This is a genomic window from Levilactobacillus yonginensis (assembly GCF_003946265.1).
Classification (GTDB): Bacteria; Bacillota; Bacilli; order Lactobacillales; family Lactobacillaceae; genus Levilactobacillus; species Levilactobacillus yonginensis.
The window spans coordinates 50,147-74,730 of the sequence record NZ_RHNO01000013.1 but is presented as its reverse complement, the minus strand read 5'-3'; the positions used below and the strand labels follow the sequence as shown (position 1 = coordinate 74,730).

Sequence of the window (24,584 nt, the reverse complement as noted above, 5' to 3'; positions counted from 1 at the left end):
CGTCGTAGTCGTATCGCCAGCCTCATTTGTATCCGTCGTATCATGCGCAAACGTTGGTGCTGAACCTGGTTGTGCTGTAACAGTTGTATCAGTTTTACCTTGCTTTACCGTTGTCTGCGTTGCACCTTCGGTGAATTCCTGCGTGACAGGGGCTTCACCGTCTTTTTCTTCCGTGACCGTCTGCGTTCCACCATTCGAAGGATCATACGTGTACGTCGTCGTACTATTATCTTTTGGCCACGTCTTAACGACCTTGATGACGTTGCCGTCGGCATCTGTCGTCGTAGTCGTATCGCCAGCCTCATTTGTATCCGTCGTATCATGCGCAAACGTTGGTGCTGAACCTGGTTGTGCTGTAACAGTTGTATCAGTTTTACCTTGCTTTACCGTTGTCTGCGTTGTACCTTCGGTGAATTCCTGCGTAACAGGATCTTCCCCTTCTTTTTCTTCCGTGACCGTCTGCGTTCCACCATTCAAAGGATCATACGTGTACGTCGTCGTACTATTATCCTTTGGCCACGTCTTAACGACTTTAACAACATTCCCATTGGTATCTGTCGTCGTAGTCGTATTGTTATCGGTAGGCGTCGTCGTATCATGTTCAAACGTCGGCTGATTAGTTTTAGGGTCAAGGGCAACAACAGTGCTCGTGTTTTCATTGACACCATCGGTTAACGTTACCTTAGCATCACTGGTAAGCGTTTGTGACTCACCAACTTGCACCCCATTTTTTTGTTCACTCACAGATCTAACACCAGTATCTGGATCATACTTGTAAGTCGTTTCACTGTCATCAGCCCAGTGCTTATCAATCCGCACCACCTTACCAGCTGCATCTTTTTCAGTGGTTGTCTTATTACCCTTACCATCATCAGTCTGACCCAAAATCTTCAATGTCCCATTGTTAACGGTGACATCATAGTTTGCTGAATCAGACTTTCCAGTAATTGTGTACGTCTTAATTTCAGTCTCAGAGATTGGGTTTAATGTAACACTGAGCGCATCACTCGTATCGCCATCGACTAACTTATCACCCTTTGCAATGCTAAAGCCATTCGCACCATGTGCCGAGCCATCGTAATCAGTAGTGACATCATTAATGTTCACCGTAATTGGCCGCTTATTCACGGTCAATGCACCTGTCCCAAAAGTAAGTTTGAAGTTGCCATTGGCTGCGCTCAAAGTATCCTGAGCAGCTTGGGTTAATTGTACTTTGTATCTACCGTTATTGTCAGCTTGTAATTGATTAGGTTGCAATTTATCAGCTGGTAATACTGAATTTGTCGTTGTGTCAACAATCTCGAAATTGTCCGCACTAAGTACACTAGTATCTGCCCCATTGACTGAGACTGACAGACTTGGTAATGAATCACCATAAGTCACACTGGTCCCCGTTACAGCCACGTTGCCAGCCGCTGGGGTAACGGTTAACTTGGCCGTTCCAAAATCACCAAAAGTATAATTCGTATCTTTCTTCAAAGTGTTCTGTGCATCAGTGGTGTATTGAATCGTGTAGTCACCGCCAGCTTGTAGCTGATTACTCGAAACAACCTCTTTAGTAGCATTATCAATAATTTCAAAATCATCCTGAGTAAGTGAATCATCTGTATTTGCTAAATCCGATCCTAAGCTACCCGTGATCTTTGGCTTTGCACCGTACACAACGCTAGTGTCTTTAATCGTTGGTGCCGCAACTACGGGGTTAATCGTGACCGTCCCAGAAACGTAGAGCCCAGCATTCGGGTTGTCTGGCGTTAAGTTCTTAATATAGGTCCGCCCTTTTTCCGTTAATTTGAAGTAGTAGGTACCCACATCTTTTGGCGTAACCGACGTATCTGAATCAAGTGCATCAACGTAATAGAAGTTAGCTGGATCGGCAAATAAGCCCGCTACTTGGTCATCAGAGACCGGAGTAGTACTAAAACCGTCACCAAAGACAGCTTCAGGATTTTTTAATGGCGTACCGTAGTCCTGTGACCAAGACTTAAAGCTCACCATGCTAGCTTGGGTTGCAGCGTTAGTCGTCGACATGTTATCTACATCGTTTTTGAATTCACTGAGTGACGTATCCATGCCACTAATGCCGGCATAACCAGCCTGACTGTCTGTAACAATGGTTGCAGGATCAGTTGAATTCTCCGCATCCTCCAGAGACGCTTTAGCATCCGCATTGGTCTTCGATAGATTCTCGTAGACCGCGTTCACGGAATCCAGCAAACTCTTTGCGGCAGTCTTTTGATCAGCCGTGATGTCGGGTGAAGCCACAAACTTATCATAGATATCTTGCGCCGCAGCCTTCTCCGTATCGGCCTTAGTTTGATTGTCAGTCGCCTGTTGAATCCACTTATCTAGCGTCGACTTCGTTGGAACCAAGATACTCTTACTATCCTGGGGCGTCGTGGAATCCGTGGAATCCGTCCCAGCGGCATTAGGAACCGTCGACCAAGTGTAGGCTGGCGTGCTACCGTCAGTGATAGCTTTGCCATCTTCACCGATTGGCGTAGCGTTGAGGGCATCCGTGACAGATTGATTCGTCCCTACAGTTACATTGGCCGTAACTGGGGTCCCATCAATCGTTTCACCAGTAGCCGTGTAATAGTGTTCGATTGGGTTAGCAACATCCGTTTCCGTCGATGGTGTCGTACTTGTGTTAATCAGCACTTTATCCTGAGCAACCGTTTCGCCGGCTGCGGGCGCATCCAGAACAACGGTCACTGGGGTGTAGCCAGGCACTTGAACAACGACTGATTTACCGACAACCGTAGTCACTTGGATAGGATCCATGCCAGGAATGGCCTCCTTGGTCACGGAATCAACCGGTGTGACATTGGCTTTAAAGGCTTGACTGATAGGTACACTAAAGGCTTGGCTAGCATCCCCAGTCACCTTGTAGCTGTAGTACGATGCATCAGCAAGACTTGAGGCGTGAACAGTCCCATTGCTGGCAGTGGCTTGGTCGCCATCAACAACATAAACATTGTTCGTCGTACTTGCAGGGATTACTGTAACCAGGCTAGGATCCAGGGTTGGATCTGCGGCCACTGCCCGTTCCGCTGCTTCCTTCGTAGAGAACACAGAAATGGTATCCCCGATGTTGGCAGTAACTGGCGTCGTGGTACTTACATCTCCAGCCGCAGTAGCCACTTTGACATCCACTGACGCTGTCTTTGGGGTGTAGGTAAAGCTGTCGATTCTGGCGGAGTAATCATTAGTCTGTCCTCCAGTGGAAGCCGCAATTGAAATTGAATAACCTTTCGAGGTGTCGATGTCAGCAAGTGATCGGGTGAAATTTTGGTTCTGAATCGTCACGGTTAACAATTTTGCTTTTGAGTCGTAGGTCATACTAAAATCTACAAGCGGATCGGTTGCCCGGTTGCTTAAGTTAAATGAACTAGCCGCTTTCCAATCGTTTGAGTTGGTAACATTTTGAATGGTACCATTGGCATCCGTCGACCGCCAACCAAAGTATGCCCCTGAACCAGGGTCAACAACTTTGGTATCATCCGAACCATCGTTATGAATATCATCATAAACGAAGGCAAAGGCGTTATCCAAGCCACCTACACCTAAATTACCACCGACCTTACCTGTCGTTGCATATGCCGGATCACCTGGTGCGAAAACAATGCCAATACCATCGGCCCCACCTGAGGCTTTCGTCCCAATACCCAAGGCACCTGTCAGCGTAAAGTCATGGCCAAAATCAATTTCATTTTCAAAAGAGACGTGAGCAGTTTGGGGGCCATCAACCTGCATTTCATAAGTATTGTTATTTTTACCCCAGAAACTATGGGTGCCATTATTTGTCAACTGCCAAACACCAGTTGTTGGATCAGCTGAATGGGCCTTCTTGTTCATAAATTGGTTGTCGTCAGCGCCGCTCTTGTTAAAGTTTTCGACAGTATTCGTAAAGTGGTCCTGAACCTGGCTACCAGATAGCGTCACGCCGGACCCATCCGTCTGTCCAACTGTCATTGATTGATCTGGCGTTAAGGTTTGATATTGCTTAGCAGACGTCGCGGCGTCAGCAGTTGCGCTTGCTGCTGGATCACCGGCGGGAATATCCCCTGACTCAGCATTTATAGAATATGATTCCGCTGCTGGTGCTGCATTTGTTGGTGCCGTACCTGTGGGTGTCGTAGTCGTCGGTACCGTAGGTGTTGGTGTCGTTCCATCAGTTTTGCTAGAACCAAGAGTCGCACTCCCAGACGTTGCTGGCGCTGGTGATGAAGACGTGTCCGTCACTGGGGCATCCCCCGTTGCCGCATGCACATCAACCGTTCCCGTACTTTCAGCGATGGCTACCGCAGAAAGACCAACTAACAGCGTCCCAAATAAACGGGTCTTAATCTTCCAGCCCGTATGTCCCTTGTATAAAATAAAGTTCTTTTTTGCATTTTGATTCGCAACCTTTTGTCTCAAGCTTGACCTCTCCTTTTAACGATATTGAACCCTCATGTGTTCAGTACCACTTCATCTATATCCCAATTAACAACCAAAAAAAGATTGTTTCCTGACACAACCAGTCACAATCAGTTAGTAAAATTACCTTTCACAGGTTAACCTACCTATACTCACGGCATCTAGTGGATCCGCCTTACTGGCAAAGCCTAGTCACCTCTTGCCAGTGAAACTTCGTAATGTATAACCCTGAGTTTTCACCTGTTCAGTAGTAACTTGTCAAAATTAGGTATCTAGTCCTCAAACTAGCGGACTTATACATAGGCTAGAAAATAGTGTCTCACAGTTAACTAACTGTGTTGCTAATGTAAAATTCAAAAACCGTTTCGACTACCAACCTTTTCGCGGTTATTTTAATCGCAATCTCATTATAAGTGTGACGGGACTAACATTCAAGACGTTTATGCTTTGATTTTGTTAATAACCACAAATAATATTATGTGTTACCAACATTTATACAGAGTAATGTATATGACGGTTAAGCTATCAAACTTTCCACAGTCCTAAAATTAGCAATTAGTTTCCCCGTCAATTGCCGTGTTGGTCGATTTTGTAAGCCTTGTTTATTGCTAAAAAATCATTAGGCTCTGTCATAGAGGTCATGAATACAGAGGCCTCCAAGTATTCACGAATTTTGCCGAGATAATTTCAAAAATGACAGCATAGAAAAAGAGTAAGCCCTTTATAAAAGAGCCCACCCCAGATACTGCCAAGCTGTTCTGACTAAACGCTTACTATTCACCAAAAATCAGTGCAAGCAGAATCATCCCGGCCCCGCCCAGGACAATCACAAACAATCCGAAGGCGATGAAAAAGCTACCGATGATTCCCACTCTGTGTTGCGCCAGTTTTACTGAGATATAATCGGCCCACGCTAGAATTGACATTCCGTACAAACCGAAACCCCAATCATGTAACTTAGTGAACGCCAATAGAATCAGACTAGCCACCAACAAAACTAATCCGGTAATGGGAATCACTCGATTCAGCGTGGTCCGCGTGTACATCTGACCATAGCGTTCAGTGATTCTTCGATACCAGCTCATGTAATCACCTGCCCTTACCGCTAGTGTTGATCTCTTTAAATATTTTAACAAACCGATTTGAGTATCGCTAACCACCTCATTGTATTCAGTCCCAACTGAAACTCAAAATTATCAAAACGAAACGAACTACTACGATTGCTGAGCTAATTATGGCATGTCCATTGAATTACCGTAAACAGCAAAATAGTTAAAGAACTCAGCCCTATTGCTGCTATAGTCCCCTTAAGGTTGACAGATGAAAAACTATAATTCATCTGTTAACTTTAAGGGGACTATAGCATCCTAATCACGGACTGGCCGTACTTTTTGAGTAGTATCGCTATTTTCCCAGAGAAAAGCCTTGATGCCTTGCTTGCTCTTCTTGATCCCGTAAAAAAGGACAATCACCGTGCTCCAAAGGTCCGAGACTGTTTCATGAATCAACCGATCCTCACTTTTAAAAATTAGTGCTTACCAAACTATACAGTATACTGTACAATATACGCATGAGGTGATCACATGAATAGAGACGACATGATTTCACGGCAGCTGTTACTATTGGCTCGCAGAATTAAACAGCGGCGAAATCTTCACATTAAGAATTTAAATTTAACCACGGAGCAAGGGGATGCCTTGCGGTACTTTGCGGAACATCCCCATCAAACAGTCGCAATGTTTAAGGACTATCAAGGAATTACCCACCAAACCGCCCGCGTAATCGTCCAGCACATGGTAAAGGCAAAAGTCGTGCGGTTAGTACCCAATCCTGACGACGGTCGATCGAAGCTCGTCGTGGTGACGCCGCTAGGGTCAACCAAATACGATCAACTTGATAAGCACGGCTGGCAAACGAGTGCAGAACTTTTCGCTGGCTTTACTCCAGAAGAACAACAACAATTTCTAGCATTAGCCCGCCGCGCTAATGCCAACTTAGAAGGGAAATGATTTGGCGTGCACACACGCTTATATACCAAAGATGTTAGCTTAGTTTTAGTGGCCAGTTTCTTTTATCTAATGGGGCCAATGTTAATCAATCCGATCATTGCCGGATTTTCGGCTAATATCGGTGCTAGCAGTATTTTAGCTGGTGTCATCGCCGGGGCAATGAACTTGACTGCGCTAGTCTTGCGGCCATTAGCCGGAAATTTAACCGACCGCGTGTCCAAATACACGCTCACTCTGATTGGCGGCATCTTGCTCTTACTAGCGAGCTTAGGCTACACGTTGACCACCAACGTGGCGTTAGTTCTGATTGCTCGAGTGATTAGCGGGGTTGGCTATACGTTATGTTCCGTCTGTATGGCCACTTGGATGGCTGACCTCTTGCCAGCCGACCGAATTGGTTCTGGGATGGGAATTTACGGGTTGGCCAGCGCCTTAGGAATGGCCGTGGGCCCGGCAGTTAGTGTGTATTTATACCAACACTACAGTTATCAAAGCGTCTTTTGGGTCGCCGCCCTGTTCAGTATCCTCATGCTGATCGTCATTCAGTTTGTCGGCAACCATGGCCGTCCCGTTTCCCCACGCCAAACGAGTACGACCCCTGCTAAAAAAGTTCAGTTGGTTCAACCCAAGGTCGTTCCCCTGGCAGTCATTTTACTGTTATTTTCGTTACCCTATTTTGCCACAGAAAACTACATCGTGAGTTACATTGCTCACCGACACTTTGCCGTGCCAGCGGGCGTCTTCTTTCCTACTTACGCCATTATTTTATTGGTGATGCGAATGGCATTACGTGATGCGTTTGACCACGTGCCATTCAAGAAGTTCTTCTGGCTATGCTTAGGCTTTAATCTGTTGGGCATAATTGGCTTAACTGATTTAAACAATTGGTTCATGTTATTCCTAGGGGCCTTTGGCTTCGCTGCTGGTTACGGCTTGATGTTTTCAATTTGCCAAGCTAAGGCGCTATCGCTCGTACCAAAATCGGATCGTGGTTTAGCCAACAGCACCTTCTACATTGGCATCGATCTCGGGATGTCTGGCGGACCGATGCTAGCGGGACTCATTACTGCCATGTTCCCCTGGGCATGGCTCTACCCAGTTATGGGGCTGACATTGCCAGTGATTATGGCCGTTTACTGGATTGATCGCCGGTTGTTGGCCTGATGATTGCTTGAATTTAAAGGCTCCTTCAGTAGTAAAGATTGGTGCCCAAATTGTCGGTCTAACTCCTGACGAAACCATCGTGCTATTGTAAAAAAAGCACCACCACATGTTTAAATTGCACGTGGTGATGCCTTTTCTATTGATTTAAATCAGCTATTTGGTAACAACACTTTGATTAGTGAGGCACTAACAATCTTAGCTAGCGTCCGCAGCTTCCGTCACAAACACATGCTTATCATCTACAACTCAACGGCGTTCAACCTCAAGCTAGCCCGGAATAATCGGGCTGAGTTTAAAGCGACTTTTTTGAGCACCTTAAGTTTACTTCTAGCTAAGCCAGGCTCTCAATTAAGCTTCCCAGCGTTGCTCCAAACGTCGCCATTTTAGTCGTTGCCAGTTGCCAGTTATCCCCAGTAACTTGTAAGTTCTTTATTTGGCTAGCCATTGCAGCTAAATCTGCATTTTGAGATTTGTTAAACCGACCCTTAAACAGCTTATAAACCTTTAACAGTGCTGTTCTGTCCATCTTAATTTCATCTACTTCATTGCCGTATACATACCCATACGTTAGTCGACTACCCATATCTTTGTATCCATCATAGCTTCCAGTTGCTTCGTCCTGGAGCTGTGAACTAGCCGATAACATTGCCCGGTTAAACGAAATAGAATCATTTGCTAAAACCTTAGCCTTGTTCACTGGTGCCTTGCCAGCCGTCAAATACTTTTTGTAGATCCAGCCAGACTTGTTACCAGCCTTGATGTAGACCAGAGTGCCCTTCTTACCCTTATTCTTAATGACAGCTTTCTTCGTCATGTACCAGGTTGTGTACTTATAATGCTTCATCACATAATGACGCTTGCTCAGTTTAGCACTCGTATAAATATTCCCTTTTTTTCCATGATAAGCCCGCTTAGCCACATTCGTCGTTGAAATGACCTTCACACGGCTCTTGGCACTGGCCGATGTCGTTTCAGCTGGAACAACTAGAGCCAAACTCAATGCAGCCAAGGCACTTGCCTTAACGATTTTTTTCATACTATGTATCTCTCCTTTTATTTTTCTTAATTGGACACACTTTGGTACAACTTTTGTAGATTCCTTTTATCCAGATAACTCTCCTCCTAATGTTTCCATATAATAGTTATTGCTAATTCATGGGTCTTATTATACAAAACGGTGATGACACAATATGTCGTTTTAAATGCTACCACGAAAAAGCGCTTGGTACTTTGAATACTACTAGCGGAATTCCTGACAGCCTCAGTGCGACAAGCATCGCTAACTAATTTAGTTTAAATTCTTACGAAAAAAAAACCGCGACCAGTTGGCTGCAGATTTTTCTATTGCCATTGCAAATAAAAAAGGCCAGCCCATCACTGGATTGACCTTTCATCACACCACTTACGAACGAATCATAAGTCATGCATTTAAGTTTTGATTTAACTAAAGAATTACTTCTTCAGTGGGGTCCATGCCCACTTAGTGAATTCTTCAATATCGCGAGCTTCGCCAATAACACCCTTGGAAATCAAGGTGTTAACAGCATCCTTGGCTTGGTGGAAACGGTCAAGTTCAGAGTATACACGTATGTCGTAAGCAGTCGTGATATCACCGTCTTCACGGTAACCATGAACGTTCAAGCCTAAGTGTTGACGTTCGTAGAAGAATGATTCGATTAAGTCTTCATAACCGTGGAAACCAAAGACAACAGGAGTCCTGGATTCGCCGAAGAATGAACTGAATTCAGCATTGCGCAAGTCAATGGCAACCAACGTTTCGATGGTTGGTTCAACACCAGCGGAAGCAAAGACGATATCAGCATCTTCGCCTTCAGCCCCAGTCGATAATCTTCAAACCGGTGTAAGCCAGTTCTTCGGCTTCGGCAACAGAGAACCATTGTTGACGAGGTTGCTTGGAAGCAACGATGTGGTTAACCTTTTGACGGTCCTTGAAGGCACGGTCAAAGACAGCATTAAGCTCTGACGAATACAAATACTTCACTAAGACCACAGCAAAGATTACATACGATACTGGAATCTTAAAAAGCTTCTGAATTTCTTTACCTAGTTTTTGAATCAAACCAATCGCTTCTCCCAATTACTCACTCCCCTTGCTTCCAAATTTAAGCAATTTCACTTGATTTTGCACGCCGACTTTATTCAAATCTTCAAAATCATTAACTATCGCAACAATAAGCCGGCGAATATAAGTCAACAGTATGTTCAAATCTCTAGAGGATACAGTGGTCAACTCACCATGAGAGAAAATTGACCGACGGCTATATAACTTCTTCATTTTATCAAAAATTTCTATTCTCTCTTCAGCATCTCTACCAATTAAAAATGCTACATTCTCTGACACCTGAGTTGTAATACTTTGCGTCATAGTTTTCTCTTCCACTAATGACTCCACAGCAGACATCATCTTAGTGAATTTAGTGTCCGCTTTATCACTCGCAATACCTTCCGCAATTAACTTATTTGCATTAAAAAAGTTTCTCTCTAACTTTGTGGACTCATTTTCCCCAAACATAATTAGTCTATTTTCATATTCCGCAATAATTTTCAGATACTTATTTCTCGTAACATCTTCATCTAATTTTACCTTAAACACTGACCTATCTGCCGCATATGCAAAAATCCCATTTGACTTTGTAAGAGCTATTCTTTCTGAATTACGTTGTGAAGGGAAGTCACCAATGTACAGTCCTCGTGGCTGATCAACTTGTCCCCACAAGGTTTGGAACGCATTCAACATTGATTCCACAATATTAGCTGCCCACTCTGCAGCTCCTCGTGGATTGCTGGCCCTTACTTTTAAAACGGCAAAACTACTTTGGAACAGGGGGTCATCTGCATTGTCAATTTCATTTTTTTGCTTTAGTTCAGACACAACACCCTCTTTACTGCTTGCAGGATAGAAGATGATCGGACCTATGGTACACTTTTCAGTTAGCATTATTCCAGTAACTGGAATGATACAATCAAACTCTTGATCGTCCGCTGAAATCATCTCAAGAATTTTGCTAGTTAATGTTTTATCAAGATTCTGTTGGTCAAACTTCTCTTCATTTTTGCGTTCACAATAATCCCCTAATACTTCAGTTATCTTATTAAGTACATCTTGTCCCAAAGAGCCAGCCTCAAAAAAATGGAAGTTCTTGCTACCAATAACTTCCTCCTTTAGCTCAAGTAAACGTTCTGAAGAATACCTGTAGCTTACCTTGGTTCCCATAACAGTCGCTTGACCAATATTCTCCCTTGTAACAGGCTCAACACTTTTCACAACTTCGCGTACTAGCGTCTCTAATTTTCCAATCGATAGTTCGTCCTTTTTAGACATTACGAACATCACGCCTCTTTCTTGTCAGCTCAATCCGAGCTATTTTTTCTAGAATTGTACAATTAACGGCTATATTATTGCAAGTTCCATATAACTCGAACAAATACTCTTTTTGAAATTCAATATCAAACTATACCTAATGTTCATTTCAGCTGTTGTCTCTACCCATTTCATCAAAAAAATACTGAGTACCACAGTGGCACCAAATACTTCCAATCACCTATCTACTTCACACGCACACCACTTCCGCGCTTCCTTAGTCCGAATATCCACAATTCTTATCAACTCCATAATCACCGTTATTCCAATCTTCAGCATAATTCGTTTTGCTAAATACCAATCAAACATCATTCAGTCTCAGCTTCCAACTCGGATCAATTTAACCTACCATCCCCTAATGCACCAGCTACGCACATCACATCAAGTTCTTCACTGGCCAGATTGTACCCAACCATTTCATTTTAGAGTGCCATACATGTAAACCACAACCCATGAAAGGGTGCTCCATAGCAAAAGAAAATCACATATTTTTCAAAGAGATTTTAAAAAAGTGACTAGCTCCATTGATAAGAGCTAGTCACCTTATATTGCTTACTATTCAGCTTTTTCCATCACAAACGTATGCTTATCATCCAACACGTACTGGAACTCAACCGCGTTCAGCATCAAGCTAGCTCGGAATAACGCCTTGATACCCTGCTCATTACTCATGACCACGAAGAATTCCCGGTCGGTACCACTGACCCGTTGGAAATTTTCGTAGTCGCCAGAGAACCCTTCTTTACGAAATAAACCAATGATCTTCATCTTTTCCAGTTGTGTTACTTCTTTATCTGCCAAAATCCAATCTCTTTTCTCTTATAAGTATGCTGCTAATTATTAACGTTACCAGCCAGTTTCAGGCCACGAAAAAGCCGCCCCCCATGTGCGAGGCGGCTCCGAGTCGGAAGGACTACTTGCCCATCTTCGTCTTGCTAGTCATGTTTAACTTGTCATCGAAATCGTAGACCACTGGTTCACCAGTAGCCATTTCGAGGTCCATGATGTCATCGTCGGAGATCCGTTCGATGTACTTGCTCAAAGCACGTAATGAGTTACCGTGGGCAGCGATGATCACGTTCTTGCCGTCGAGTAACTTAGGTGCGATTTGGTCTTCCCAGAAAGGCATAACGCGTTCCAGGGTAACCTTCAAGTTTTCACCACCGGGTACGATGTTAGGGTCCAAGTTAGCGTAACGTGGGTCCTTAACAGCTGAACCTTCAGCATCTGCATCCAAAAGTGGAGGCAAAACATCATATGAACGACGCCAGATGTGAACTTGGTCATCACCGTACTTTTCAGCGGTTTCCTTCTTGTTCAGGCCTTGTAAAGCACCGTAGTGACGTTCGTTCAAACGCCAAGTCTTGGTTTCTGGAATCCAAAGTTGGTCAGATTCTTCCAAGACGTAGTGTAACGTCTTGATTGCCCGCTTCAGAACTGACGTGTAAGCGTAGTCGAACTTCATGCCAGATTCCTTGATCTTTTGACCAGCAGCCTTGGCTTCTTCGACACCCTTTTCGCTTAAATCAACGTCAACCCAGCCAGTGAACTTGTTAGCTAAGTTCCATTCACTTTGGCCGTGGCGAATCAATACTAATTTTGCCATCACTTATGACCTCTTTCTTTTCTTGTATTATCCGTCTTATTTTACACCATCTACCGGCAAATTTCAGCCTAATTGTCGCGGCATTTTCATGTATCCGCTTTCTTCTTGAAATTAATTAACAATGGCTAAGAAAAACGGCGTCATCGCAAGATTCCCCTGCAATGACGCCATTCCATTTATTTGAATTTATAGAGTCTAAGATACTACCAGCACCAACTACGCAAGCACTTATCCACTCGATTGCAGATAAACAGCTCGTCCAGCCAACCCACAGTTGCATCAGTCGGTGTAACGCCAGTATCACCGCAACCCACTAACGTAGCCGGAGGTCGTCAGAGATGGTGACCGGCTGTGACGGTGGCATTACCTCGGTGAATTGCCGAGGTTAGGCCACGGGACGAGCTTGGAAACTCGGTGACTTTCCGAGGTTTCAAGTCGAGGAGCAAGACCGCCCCTCAGGCTTGCTCCGGTCCCCACAGCAGCGTCACCATCCCTGGCGGCCACAGGCGGCCATCCCAAGCAAAGACTAGTGTTCATCGTTACTATGGTTCCGCCGATACTCCTTGAGCTTTTTGACATCGACATGCGGTGCCTGGTGCAACCCATGCACCGGTCGTACACCCAGGATATCCAAGAAGAACGTAAAGATTGGGACCCCAACGATCAGACCCCAAACGCCAAAGAGTTGTTCCCCCGCCAACAGCACTACGAAAGTGTAGAAGATGGGCAGTTCCGTTCGACTCGACATGAATTTAGGATTCAGCACGTAGGCTTCCAACGCGTGAACGACCACCATCATGACCAAAATGTAGACCACGTAGCGGAAGCCACCAACTGAATACCCCAGAATCGCCAACGGGACGATGGAAACGATGACCCCGGCCACAGGAATCAGGCTCAGGATAAAGATCATGATGGCCAACGTTGGCAACTGAGGCATCCCCATAATTGCCAGCACCACCGTCGTAATCACAGTGTTGCACAGGGCAATAAAGAATTGCGCTTCCAGCACAACCCCAAACGTATTCACGAACTTAGTCGCAAAGAAATTGATATCTTCAAAGAACCAGCCGTACGTACTCGTCAGAAAACGTTTGGAGAACGCCGTCATCTGTTTGCTCTCAATGGTGAAGAAGAAACTCAAAATCATCGACATGAACAGCGTGACCCCGAACGACCCAATCGTTGAGATGTAGGTCAAGACGATCTTTGCCCCACTCTGGAGCTGACTCATGAAGTTGGTATTGTTAATGTAATTGGTCACGTAGCGAATGATTTCGTTCTGATCGTTCCCCGGTTTCTGGTAGAACTTATACAAGTTCTCGACCCCGTGGATCGACGACGTCATAATCTGTGGCAGATAGGTCGTTACCGCCCAGTACAGGCCACCGATGACTAACACGTATGTCACCGTCACAATCAGCGCAGGCGGCAATTTAACCACCTTACGAATCGCCTTAACCAGCTGTAGCACCAGAAAAGTAAAAATGAACGTCAATAGAATCATGTTCATTTCCGACCGAATCAACCATAGGACAAATATCAATAGTGCCAGCACCGTAAATCGCCGGAGCTGGACGTTTTCAACGAAGCGTTGCCATAAACTCACTTGTGGTCCTCCCTCTGTTCCTCAATATCCTCATTATACCCTAAGGGGGCAGATTCCCTAGTATTTTTGTCAGGCAACCCAGCGTGTTTGCCAACCATCAGTCTTAGCCGCCTCGGTCAGCTAATTTTGACGCTATCACCAAAAAAAGAAGCCCAGTCCCAACGGACTCAGCTTCCCCATTTTCTCATTCATGCGAGCATTCTGCTCATTCTCTTATTTTAAGATTCAACTTCTTCTAGAACCGCCGACCGCTGATTGCCAAACGTCAGTTGCAGGTCGTCCAAGGCCAAAGCCTTGTGGATGATAGCGGAGGCCCCACCCATCAGGGAGGCTTCCTTCGCGTTCTTCGTTAAAATCATCGGTGCCTTACGCATGATGGCCATGCTGTCCACGTAAGTCCGCACCTTATCCATGATTTCTGGCAGGAGTTCCAAGATTGGCGCGTTGACCACGATAGCGTCCGGCGCAAAGGTATTGGACAGGTTGCCCAACACTTTTGCCAAGTAGAAGGCAAATTCATCCAGAATTGCCAACAACTCTGGCCGGTGCCCCAGGTAGTCACGCCGAATCCGGTTAACGTCGACCCGGTCGAGCTTCTGGTACGCCATAATTTTCTGAAGGACTGGTCGCTCCGCCACGTAATGGTTGACGGTGTCCGACGTCTTTTCTTCATAACGGTCCGCCAATGGGCAGGACCCGATGTTACCAGCCTCGCCGTTATGGCCTCGGTACAGGTGCCCCTCGGTAATAATGCCGGCGGAGACCTGATCTCTAATCGTCACGGAAATCAGGTTGTTGTAAACGCCCTTGCCGGAGAAGTCGCGTTCGTAGATAGCGGACTCGTTCGCCAAGTTTTCCAAGACGACCGGCACCTGGAACTTGTCACTGAAGTATTTCGCTAAATCAAAGTTCTTAAAGCCCTTCAGTGAGGCACCCAGAATCTGGTTGTCGTAAATGACACCATCCAGTCCAAACGAGATACCTAATAGCTTGGTCTCGCTGGCCGCAATGGTGGCCGCAATGCGTTCGTCGATCATGTCCAACACGGTCGTCAGATCAACGTCGCGGGTCGACACGCTTTGATAATTCTCAGACCGACCATCTAGCCGGCAGGCAATCATCGAGAAGCGTGACCGCAAAATGTTAATACTAATGACATAACCATACCCCACGTTTAGCAATGCCATAACTGGTTTTCTACCACCGTTCCGGGTACTAACACCGTGACCAACCTCACGGATCAACCCTTCACTGAGTAATTGACTGTAGATGTCAGAGACCGTCACCTTATTCAAACAGAGATTTCTTGAAATTTGACTACGAGAAATTGGCCCAGCATTCACGATCTGCTGTAAAACCTGTTTCTCATTGGTTGTACGCATGATGTGTTTGTTGATAATCATAATTTTCTGGTAACACTGCTCCCCCAAATAGCTTTGGTGATTCGGGAATCAAATCAGTTATTAGGTCGCCCATCCCCCAAGATTGGTGCTCACCCGCTATTTTTCGGGGGCCGTGTTACCCACCCCCTTTGTAGATTCTGATTCTAAGTCTATAGTAAGCCAACCATACCAATTTGTTATAAATAATGACTCGTGAACTTTTTTACTGGTTTAAACGTTGAATGTCCGGGAAACCAGCGTCACTGTGGGGTTTATGTCATTAAAATAACTAATCCACCAATCAAATTAATTATACACCCACCGAAACTATTTGTTTGCTAACTTACCAATCGGGTTAAGTTTCGGGAGTGTTTCGTTCAAAAAGGTAAGTTTAGACTAAAAATAGACGCCCGCACCAGCTAACCTACGTTAACCGATGTGGCGTCTATTACTGATGCTTATTTCAAATATTGTTGGGCGTACTTGGTTAAAGACATGCCCTTCTTACTTGCTGATTGTAAAGCGACCCGGACGTCCTGATCACTCATGGCGTTTGCCTGGCCACCAGCTGCGTTGATGGTCTTCCGGGCGCTACTGATTTGCCCGTCCGTAATGACCTTACCGTTCAATTCCTTTTGCTTCTTCGTCACGGTGTACTCATTGGTGCCGGAGTAGTTGTTCGCCGCTGCCTGTTCAGCAGACGTCAAACCAGCACTGGAACTGCTAGTAGCCGTATCACTACCACCTTGATTGCTGGAAGACGTATCCGTCGTTGCATCGGACGTCACTTGACTCGTTTGACCGGCATTGTTGGCCTTACGAAGGGCCAACACCTGAGCGTAGATGTCCTTGTAGTACTTTTGCTTGAACTTAGCGTTCGTGAATAATTCATCCAACGTCGTGTTCGACTGCCCGTAGTTCAAGGCTTTGTTCTCGCCCTGGGCCTTACTCAAAATCTTCTTGAATTGCTTAGCGTTATTGCGAACCACTTTGACGTTCTTGTACGCCGCCTTGGCTCTCGTAACTAAGACCTTGGACCCACCGGTCATACCCTTGACGTCTTGGTAGTGCTTCTCAGCGTTATCAAACTTCAAGGAATCCATGGCACTATCAGCGGCCACGTACCGTTGTGTCTGTGTCAAATACGTCTGTGCGGTCTTATCGTTCAACCGACGCTTTAAAGCGTTCTGGAAGTAACTTTCCGCTTGCGTGTAGTGTTTACTTTGAATGGCTGTCCGCCCGTTGGCCATTGCCGCCTGGTACTCTTTGGCTGTCGCATGATGATTCGAATATGCGTAACCACCAATCAGCAGTGCCACCACGATTGTTGCCACGACCCATACCCATTTTTTCAAAATGAAGACCTCCGCTGGTTAATTGTACTTTCATTATACCATGCTGACACCGTGTCCGCCTACATTTGGAAATACTCTCACCAAAAGCAAAGGTTAACCGCTTACATCAAGTCGTCACCCTTACGTTAAGGGGGGTAATTGGCGTATAATGGCTAGGTAATTTTGTTTCCTGTCATTGACACCGAAACCGGAAAGGACCCCAGACATGCTTGAAAAAACTTTTTACAAAACGTTTCTGAGTCACACCTTTAACATCCCCGTTCGCGTTAACTATTGGGACGGATCATCTGATGTATATGGGACTGGCACTCCCGAAGTCACCATCACAATTCATGAGGCCATTCCAATTAAGGAAATTTCTCGCAACGCATCCATTGCGCTGGGGGAAGCCATCATGGACGGTAAGATCGAGATTGACGGCAGTATGGAAGACTTACTGACGGCGGCTTACGAAAACACCGACAGTTTCTTCCATAACAAGAAGTTTATCCACTTCCTGCCTAAGCAAAAGCACACCGAAAAGGAAAGCAAAGCTGACGTTCAAAACCATTACGATATTGGGAATAACTTCTACAATCTCTGGTTGGACGACACCATGACTTATTCCTGTGCCTACTTTGAAACGCCAGACGACGACCTCTACACGGCCCAAGTCAACAAGGTCCACCACATCATCAAGAAGTTGAACCCCCAACCGGGCAAGACGTTGCTTGATATTGGATGTGGCTGGGGAACCCTGATGTTGACGGCTGCCAAGGAATATGGTCTGCACGTTACTGGGATCACGTTGAGTCAGGAACAATTCGACTACGTGAACCAACGCATCGCTGATGAAGGCCTCGAAGACGTTGCTGAAGTCCGGTTGGAAGACTACCGCGAATTAGGCAACGAAAAGTGGGACTACATCACCTCCGTTGGGATGTTTGAACACGTGGGTCAAGAAAACCTGGGCCAATACTTCGACTGTGTTCAAAAGTACCTGATGAACGATGGGGTTGCCTTGATTCACGGAATCACCCGTCAACAAGGTGGCGCTAACAACGGTTGGTTGAACAAATGGATCTTCCCAGGTGGCTACGTTCCTGGCTTGATTGAAAACACCACCCACATCATCGAGAGCGGTTTACAGATCGATGATATGGAACCCCTTCGCCGTCACTACCAAAAGACGGTTGAAATTTGGGACAAGAACTTCAACGAACACCGCGACGAAGTTACCAAGATGTTTGACGAACGTTTCGTCCGCATGTGGGATCTTTACCTACAGGCTTGCGCTGCGTCCTTCAAATCTGGTAATATTGACGTGATTCAGTATTTGATTTCTAAGGGCCCTTCAGCCCGGATGTTACCTATGACGCGTGATTACATGTACGATGAAACCCACGCCAAGGTAGCGGACTAAGCCAAATAGATCGGGTGACCGCGGATCACTCGATATGAATGTTAAAAGCACCGTTTCAACCGGATTGATCACTGGTTGAGGCGGTGCTTTTTGTTTTGAATTGTGATTGTGTTCAATTCCGTTGTCGGTCGGCCGGTACGCCGTCCCGTGGGGTAGACCTGAAGCCTGTGGCCCGGTCTTCAGGGCAACTTTGAACCTCAAAGTACGAGTTTCAAAGATTGACCCGTACTCTAAGGCCGGAAAGCCCACCCGCCTAAGACTACCGCCACCGGACTCTGTACCGGCCGACCGACAACTACATCGCAATGTACTGTTACAAACCTTATCATCACCTACATGTTTACCTTCAAATTGTCTCGTTTTAATTAATCCTCTAAATGTAACTCTCTTAGTGTCTCTCGCCACGACTTCGTTTTAAACCCGTCAGCCTGCCAATCTTTCAGTGCTTGCTTCAAATCCTGTTCGCTCTTCCATTCCACAAGTCTTTTACCCACAACTTGTTGAATGTATTCCGCTTTATTCATTCCGTGATTTTCTGTATACGTAGTCAGTAACGCATCAAGTTCTGCATCAAACTGAATCGAAATAACCTGTCCCACAGAGACACCCCCCAATCTATCGACAAATGACCTGCAACATCATCCTTTAAACCAGCCAAAGGTCTTCCCATTTTAAAGAACTACGCAAAATCCCGCCAAAAATTCTACGCATGTAGCATCGCCCCTAAACCGATTCACGTGATTTTCATCTCTCCTGTTTCTCGCATGGAAAACGTGCTATGCTTGGTCTCCACCAGAGATGGTGAACATCATTAACTTAATTTTAAAAATAAGCGCATCACTAAAAAAAGCATCAAAAAAGACGGAGCCAGCAGCTCCGCCTTCGTCATATTCGTTAAATTTAGTCACGCAATAACCATCGACAACAGGAAAACAGCAATTAGTCCGACAACTACGGAAAGTGCCATTGACCGCGTCCTGTACGCAATGAACACCACAATAATGGCTGCAAGCATTTCGGAGAACTTGGTGAACATGAATTGATAGCTTTCGCTATTGATAAAGATATCCTTGACCACCAGTGCCGTAAATAACGATACCGGCACATACTTCATCCATTCGTTGAACCATTCGGGAATTGCCCGCTTGGTGAACAACATCAGGGGAAGAAAGCGCGGTACGAAGGCAACGAAAAAGCCTAGAATGATTAGCCAAAAGTGTTGCGTACTGGTCCACGTATTAACTGTACTCATATAGCGTCTCCTGTGTCCTAATTATCCGTATTCTCGACTGCCGATTTCTTTGATCCGGGACTGTGCAAACGCCACAACCAATGGCTGTCCGGCAAACGCTTGCGCAACGTTGACTCGAGTAAGAACCCGATCAGAGAGGCAATCAGGGTCGAAATAACTAACCCTAACGTACTCTTGGTCAACATCATGCATAGTGCGGCGAGCACACCGGAAATCAAACAAATCACAATGGTCAGTCGGTTCTTGATCTGCATCACAATCATGTAGATGAACAAAGCCGTTAACGCAAAGTTGACGATTCCTAGGTCAATCTTCAAGGCGCTACCGATCAAACTCCCGATAACGTTGCTGACTGCCCAGAACAGTAAGGAATAGTGCTCCACCATCAGAGCTTCCTTACCCGTCCACTTTTTATCAGTGGCAAATTTCAAGTAATTGATGGCGTAATTTTCATCGTTAAGAGAGACCGCGAAGATAAATAGAAAGCGGTTGGATTGACCTTTTAAGTAAGGGGATAGACTCGAACTTAATAACGCATACCGTAATTCCAAGAAGAATAGCATCAAGACAATTGAAAGTAGAGGGGAATTAATAGTCAACATCGTGGCAATTAAAAATTGTGCCCCACCGGAAAAGATCAATAACGAAACTAATCCAGTCAGTAAGGTATTGAACCCTGCCGCATGAAGCAAAATCCCACAAGCCAGCCCGATTGGGATGTAACTTAAGTTAAGGGGCATGGCTACCCGCAGTGTCGACCGCCATAAGGGTTCGTTGGGGTCAGGCACCTGCTTGGGGTTTGGCCGTCGTTTATTCAAAAATGTTTGCCTCCGTCGAATACTCTGAGATATGAAGCGAGTTAACGGGTGAGACCCGTCATCCATAAAACCACACGAGGATATTTTAACATGTTTCAGGCTATTTTCATATAACAGATGTGATATTTAGCAAAGGTAATCCTGCATTGGGTCTGCTTTGATTAAATGTTTGTGAAAATCCAAAGGCAGTTTTCATGTCTATTCATCCCCGCTCGGTTTCACGAAATGCCGACCGTAGACTTCCAAGTCCGCTGAAAATCCCGCCATATCAGCGATGGCTGGCAAGTGGCCCCACCGTTCATAGCCCTTCTTCTCAAATAACCGACGGCTCGCCTGGTTATGTCCAAAGATGCGAGAAATAATTGTCGTAATTTGGCGGTTAGGAGCGACTTTAGCCACCCAGTCGAGTGTCTGACTGCCCACGTGCATTCCCTGCGCTTCTGCGGCCAAATAGAGGGCAATTTCGGCCGTTTGGCTGTACGCTGCACGGTCGCTGTAGGGTTCCAGACCAACGTAACCAACGACCTGATTTTCATGGACGATGACCCAGAGTGAAAAATGGTGAGAATCAAACTCCTGAAACCACGGTTGGCGCTCCGCCACCGTCATGGGCGTGAGATCTGCCGTACTCTGCTTAGTGGCAATGGCCTCGTTGTAAATGGCCACGATTCGTGGTTGGTCAGCCGGCGTGGCTAAACGAAAGGTTACGGACATTAGTAATTCCCTCTTTTCTCATTATGAAATCAATTATACGCAAAAAGCGTCACGAAACCAGTAGCTTCGCGACGCTTCATTTAGAACTTATTTTTATGAATGGTTATTAGCGTTAGGATCTTCAACCGCCTGTAACTCTTGGTTGTTATCCAATTGAGAGATGCCCATCAGGTGTTTCTTCTGTAACCAGATCATGGTTGGCCAGAGAAGTGCCAGTGCCAAAATCGTAAACAGAATCAAGACCCAAACCGCTTGTCCAACCATGCCCGACATCCCTGACGTAATGGCTTGACGGAATCCGAGGATTGAGTAAGTCATTGGCAGGAATGGGTGCACAACGTTGTAGAAGTGGTTGGTAACTTCCATAGGGAACGTCCCACCGGAACCACCAAGTTGTAGCATCAAGAGCACCATGGCAATGAAACGACCAGGGTTATCCAGTAACATCGACAGGAACATCACAATGAACATCGACGCCTCGGCAAAGAGTACTGAAACCAGCATCATTTGTCCTGGGTGATCAACACTCAAGCCACCTAACATCATTAAGGCTGGTTCAATCAGCCCCATTGCCAATGCTTCAACGGCACCAATGGAAACCTTACTAAAGAACCAACCGGTAGCGGTCCCGTCTTTACGAGAGACCTTCCGAATTGGGAAGGCAAAGTTGAAGACCAAGGCCCCAACGTAGAGGGCAACGGACAGCACGTAAGGTGCCAGTGCGTGACCATAGTTAGGCACGTAACTGTAGCTTTCATGCTTCAGCTTAGTTGGTGCGGCAAACATGTCAGCCGTCTTGCTCGTCAATGGTTGTGCTTGAATCTGATCAGCACCTGACTTCAAGGACTTAGCTAACGTGCCATTCCCATCAGAAAGCTTCTTGGCACCGCTCATCAACTGGCCACTGTTGTCGTCCAGCTTTTGTGAGCCATCGGCTAGTTGGGTAACCCCACTGGTCAATGCTGGTACCTTGCTGTTCAGTTGGGTCAAACCAGAATTAATCTGAGTAGCCCCTTGGTTCAGTTGGTTTCCAGCAGCCGTCAGCTTAGGCGTGTTGGCGTTAAGCTTGTTGACCCCTGCAGCAGCGGTTTGTAACCCACTGTAAAGGACAGACATGTTGCTAGAAAGTTGCTCGGAACCTGACTTCAACGCAGGACCATTCTTAGCTAACTTCTTGGAACCGTTAGCCAATTGGGTAACGCCAGCGGTCAACGTTGGAATCTGCTTGTTCATCGTGGTCAACCCATCGGAGAGTTGGTTTGATCCCTTCAAAGCCTGAGAAACGCCGGCCGTGTAAGTGTCTAATCCAGTACTCAAATCACCGGTACCCTTGACTAATTTAGCTAAGTCAGTAGATGAGCTACCTAACTTGTTAATCATGGCACTGTTGGCTTGGAGGTTGACTAAGGCGTCATTCATATTCTTAAGATCATCAGAAGTTAGCTTAGCACCCGCTACTTCTGACAAAAGTCCTTGCAATTGAGGTAACTCATCTTGGAGCCCTGCAAGTGCGCTTAGACTAGTCTTATATTCATCAATTTTTGCACTAACACCTGCAACATCTGTGATTAATGTATTAACTGCAGCGTCATAAGCGGTATTATCCGTAGTATCCGCCTTAGTTGTTGATGTTGACTGCGTGGACTTAATGGCATTGGTTTTAGCAGCTGCTGCTTTGGTAGCAGCTACAGCAGCCTGTGCTGCATTCTTAATGTCATCCGCATTACCACCACTGACGGCTTTGTCTAATGCATCAGCCTTGGTAGCAGCGTCATTAGCAGCAGTTTGGGCACTACTAATTTCTGATTCATTACTAGTTCCAGAGCCGCTAGTGTCGGATGGTTGATTTGAACCTGTAGGTTGGGATTTTGCGGCTTTGATAGCTGCAATATCACTACCCAAGAGTTGTTGCACACCAGATAACTCCGTACTCATGGTCGTCGCATTAAACCCTGACAATGAATTTAATTGCGTACTAAGTTCGCTTAACTTGTCACTACTCATCAGACCACTCGCCTGTAACTTTTGCAACATTCCCTGCAAAGCTGCCAACTGAGCCGGGTTCGACGTCAATTTCGTCAGTGAACTCAAGCTAGGTGCCAATTGCGTCATCATCGTTTGTAATTGCACAACGCCATCGTTAACTTGCGTCGCACCAGACTTTAGAGCACTGGAATTCTTGTCCAACTTAGACAGTCCAGAGGTCAGGTCCTTACCACCCTTAGACAGCTTCGTCACACCACTAGCCAGTGGTCCAACCTTGCTGCTAAGCGTCCCAATACCTGAATTTAACTGGTAAACGCCATCCACATAAGTGTAGACACCGGTATTCAGTTTCTTGGCACCGGCACTCAGTTGTGAAGTCCCATTCAACAGCTTAGGCATCCCAGCACTTAACTGACTGACACCACCAGTGTACGCATTAACCCCACTCGTGTATTGGCCCAGCCCAGACTTCAACGTCTGTGAACCAGTCGTCAGCTTCTGAATCCCAGTAGCCAGTGGTCCCACGGAGGTCTTCATTTGTTGCAGACCATTGTTCAACGTGTGAACCCCAGTCGTGTAGGTGTTCAGTCCATCAGTTAAGGTGACCGTTCCGTCCTTTAACTTAGCGGAACCGGTGGCAGCCTTTTCCATCCCCTTACCAACAGAGTAGATCTGCTTGAAGGTCGCTTGGGCGTAAGCCTTCGTTACCTTAGAGCGAATCTGACTGTCGAGTTGCGATGAACCCACTTCACTCATGACTTGCGCGATGTAGTTGGCTGACCCGTTCGTCTTGTAGCTAAACGTCATCTTCTTGGGATGTTCGTTCAGCGCCGTAGCGGCGTTGGCCGAGAAGTTCTTAGGGAAAGTGATCACCGTGTAGTACTTGTGATGCTTTAACCCATCTGCCGCGGTCTTCGCGGAGACAAACTTCCATCCTAATTGATGGTTCTTCTTCAAGTTAGTCACCGTTTGGTCACCAACGTTTAGCTTCTGTCCCTGATACGTCACTGGTTGGTCTTGGTTGACGACCGCAACGGGTAACGAACCGGTCTGTCCATATGGATCCCAGACAGACTTCAGAAAGAAGATACAGTAGAGGAATGGAATAAACATAATGGCCAACACGGAGATCAAAATCAACCGGTTGTGCCGAATGTAATTCCACTCGCCTTTAATCATGTTCACGAATTCCAACTCCCTTTTATCCTCAAAATATCCTTAAAATTGCGCGTTCTCAGCTAATAATAAAAGTATCTTCGCACACTATTACTTGACTTGTCAAAAACACAACACGACCTTCATTAATCAATGAAATCGCCGTCAACCGCTAGCGGCCGGTCTTAATCACTAATTTTTCGCCTAAAATAAAATTTACATTAGGAAACTAGCAGTTAAGGGGACTAACCGAATAAACAGCCCCAGTTAACTCACAGATTCACTGCATTTTGCGCAAAGTCCTCATTACCTAATACTTTATCAGAAA

General features: G+C 45.8%; 19 protein-coding genes and 1 pseudogene. 3 read left to right on the top strand and 17 right to left on the bottom strand.

Annotated features, from left to right (window positions below):
* The 3 genes from EKM87_RS08140 to EKM87_RS12395 all read right to left on the bottom strand — a co-directional run.
* A partial coding sequence (locus EKM87_RS08140) for a lectin-like domain-containing protein (RefSeq protein ID WP_164506461.1) occupies positions 1-4,422 on the bottom strand: 4,422 nt, incomplete at its 3' end.
* 773 nt (positions 4,423-5,195) lie between these two features.
* Complete coding sequence (locus EKM87_RS08135; protein ID WP_125683646.1) at positions 5,196-5,507, bottom strand: hypothetical protein; 312 nt, start codon at positions 5,505-5,507, stop codon at positions 5,196-5,198.
* Positions 5,508-5,789: 282 nt separating this feature from the next.
* The gene (locus EKM87_RS12395; protein ID WP_164506460.1) at positions 5,790-5,930 is read right to left on the bottom strand and encodes a hypothetical protein; all 141 of its coding nucleotides are present in this window, start codon (positions 5,928-5,930) and stop codon (positions 5,790-5,792) included.
* A gap of 75 nt (positions 5,931-6,005) precedes the next feature.
* Between EKM87_RS12395 and EKM87_RS08130 the strand changes: the two genes are divergently transcribed.
* Entirely contained in the window at positions 6,006-6,431 is a 426-nt protein-coding gene (locus EKM87_RS08130) for a MarR family winged helix-turn-helix transcriptional regulator (protein WP_125683644.1), read from the top strand.
* Positions 6,432-6,437: 6 nt separating this feature from the next.
* Positions 6,438-7,595, top strand: coding sequence for an MFS transporter (locus EKM87_RS08125; RefSeq protein WP_125683642.1), 1,158 nt, complete (start codon positions 6,438-6,440; stop codon positions 7,593-7,595).
* A 331-nt stretch (positions 7,596-7,926) separates the two neighbouring features.
* On the opposite strand, the gene EKM87_RS08120 is transcribed toward EKM87_RS08125, so the two are convergent.
* The 8 genes and pseudogenes from EKM87_RS08120 to EKM87_RS08085 all read right to left on the bottom strand — a co-directional run bounded on the left by EKM87_RS08120 (position 7,927) and on the right by EKM87_RS08085 (position 16,929).
* Positions 7,927-8,631: a hypothetical protein gene (locus EKM87_RS08120; RefSeq protein ID WP_125683640.1), complete on the bottom strand. Its 705-nt coding sequence runs from the start codon at positions 8,629-8,631 to the stop codon at positions 7,927-7,929.
* A 416-nt stretch (positions 8,632-9,047) separates the two neighbouring features.
* Positions 9,048-9,573: pseudogene (locus EKM87_RS08115) on the bottom strand (phosphoketolase family protein); the annotation flags it as partial.
* A 120-nt stretch (positions 9,574-9,693) separates the two neighbouring features.
* On the bottom strand, positions 9,694-10,938 hold the full coding sequence (locus EKM87_RS08110) for a HEPN domain-containing protein (protein ID WP_125683638.1): 1,245 nt from the start codon (positions 10,936-10,938) through the stop codon (positions 9,694-9,696).
* Positions 10,939-11,532: 594 nt separating this feature from the next.
* Positions 11,533-11,778, bottom strand: a complete 246-nt coding sequence (locus tag EKM87_RS08105) for a hypothetical protein (RefSeq protein WP_125683636.1) — start codon at positions 11,776-11,778, stop codon at positions 11,533-11,535.
* A 112-nt stretch (positions 11,779-11,890) separates the two neighbouring features.
* Positions 11,891-12,583 (bottom strand): 2,3-diphosphoglycerate-dependent phosphoglycerate mutase, encoded by a 693-nt coding sequence (locus EKM87_RS08100; RefSeq protein WP_125683634.1) that lies wholly within the window; start codon positions 12,581-12,583, stop codon positions 11,891-11,893.
* Between the two features lie 526 nt (positions 12,584-13,109).
* The gene (locus EKM87_RS08095; RefSeq protein WP_125683632.1) at positions 13,110-14,192 is read right to left on the bottom strand and encodes an AI-2E family transporter; all 1,083 of its coding nucleotides are present in this window, start codon (positions 14,190-14,192) and stop codon (positions 13,110-13,112) included.
* Between the two features lie 218 nt (positions 14,193-14,410).
* Positions 14,411-15,595 carry an ROK family protein gene (locus tag EKM87_RS08090; RefSeq protein WP_125683630.1) on the bottom strand — a complete coding sequence of 395 codons (1,185 nt, stop codon included), beginning with the start codon at positions 15,593-15,595 and terminating at the stop codon, positions 14,411-14,413.
* A 437-nt stretch (positions 15,596-16,032) separates the two neighbouring features.
* Complete coding sequence (locus EKM87_RS08085; protein ID WP_125683628.1) at positions 16,033-16,929, bottom strand: hypothetical protein; 897 nt, start codon at positions 16,927-16,929, stop codon at positions 16,033-16,035.
* 205 nt (positions 16,930-17,134) lie between these two features.
* Between EKM87_RS08085 and EKM87_RS08080 the strand changes: the two genes are divergently transcribed.
* Entirely contained in the window at positions 17,135-18,331 is a 1,197-nt protein-coding gene (locus tag EKM87_RS08080) for an SAM-dependent methyltransferase (RefSeq protein WP_125683626.1), read from the top strand.
* 365 nt (positions 18,332-18,696) lie between these two features.
* Here the strand turns inward: EKM87_RS08080 and EKM87_RS08075 are convergent, their stop codons facing one another.
* From EKM87_RS08075 to EKM87_RS08055, 6 genes are all read right to left on the bottom strand, one after another.
* On the bottom strand, positions 18,697-18,930 hold the full coding sequence (locus tag EKM87_RS08075) for a hypothetical protein (RefSeq protein WP_125683624.1): 234 nt from the start codon (positions 18,928-18,930) through the stop codon (positions 18,697-18,699).
* Positions 18,931-19,107: 177 nt separating this feature from the next.
* Positions 19,108-19,239, bottom strand: a complete 132-nt coding sequence (locus EKM87_RS12625; protein ID WP_263853772.1) for a hypothetical protein — start codon at positions 19,237-19,239, stop codon at positions 19,108-19,110.
* Positions 19,236-19,583, bottom strand: coding sequence for an AzlD domain-containing protein (locus tag EKM87_RS08070; protein ID WP_125683622.1), 348 nt, complete (start codon positions 19,581-19,583; stop codon positions 19,236-19,238). Before EKM87_RS08070 ends, EKM87_RS12625 begins: the two co-directional genes overlap by 4 nt.
* A 17-nt stretch (positions 19,584-19,600) precedes the next feature.
* A complete protein-coding gene (locus EKM87_RS08065) occupies positions 19,601-20,401 on the bottom strand; it encodes an AzlC family ABC transporter permease (RefSeq protein WP_125683620.1) in 801 nt (266 codons plus the stop codon).
* Positions 20,402-20,599: 198 nt separating this feature from the next.
* On the bottom strand, positions 20,600-21,115 hold the full coding sequence (locus EKM87_RS08060) for a GNAT family N-acetyltransferase (protein ID WP_125683618.1): 516 nt from the start codon (positions 21,113-21,115) through the stop codon (positions 20,600-20,602).
* Between the two features lie 93 nt (positions 21,116-21,208).
* Positions 21,209-24,280 (bottom strand): YhgE/Pip domain-containing protein, encoded by a 3,072-nt coding sequence (locus tag EKM87_RS08055; RefSeq protein ID WP_225428421.1) that lies wholly within the window; start codon positions 24,278-24,280, stop codon positions 21,209-21,211.
* Positions 24,281-24,584: the final 304 nt, after the last annotated feature.

Bases quoted from the DNA above. Each gene is read 5' to 3' on its own strand.
- EKM87_RS08090 (WP_125683630.1), bottom strand. From the start codon at position 15,595: ATGATTATCAACAAACACATCATGCGTACAACCAATGAGAAACAGGTT.
- EKM87_RS08080 (WP_125683626.1), top strand. From the start codon at position 17,135: ATGCTTGAAAAAACTTTTTACAAAACGTTTCTGAGTCACACCTTTAAC.
- EKM87_RS08070 (WP_125683622.1), bottom strand. From the start codon at position 19,583: ATGAGTACAGTTAATACGTGGACCAGTACGCAACACTTTTGGCTAATC.
- EKM87_RS08110 (WP_125683638.1), bottom strand. From the start codon at position 10,938: ATGTCTAAAAAGGACGAACTATCGATTGGAAAATTAGAGACGCTAGTA.
- EKM87_RS08055 (WP_225428421.1), bottom strand. From the start codon at position 24,280: ATGATTAAAGGCGAGTGGAATTACATTCGGCACAACCGGTTGATTTTG.
- EKM87_RS08100 (WP_125683634.1), bottom strand. From the start codon at position 12,583: ATGGCAAAATTAGTATTGATTCGCCACGGCCAAAGTGAATGGAACTTA.
- EKM87_RS08060 (WP_125683618.1), bottom strand. From the start codon at position 21,115: ATGTCCGTAACCTTTCGTTTAGCCACGCCGGCTGACCAACCACGAATC.
- EKM87_RS08135 (WP_125683646.1), bottom strand. From the start codon at position 5,507: ATGAGCTGGTATCGAAGAATCACTGAACGCTATGGTCAGATGTACACG.
- EKM87_RS08120 (WP_125683640.1), bottom strand. From the start codon at position 8,631: ATGAAAAAAATCGTTAAGGCAAGTGCCTTGGCTGCATTGAGTTTGGCT.
- EKM87_RS08130 (WP_125683644.1), top strand. From the start codon at position 6,006: ATGAATAGAGACGACATGATTTCACGGCAGCTGTTACTATTGGCTCGC.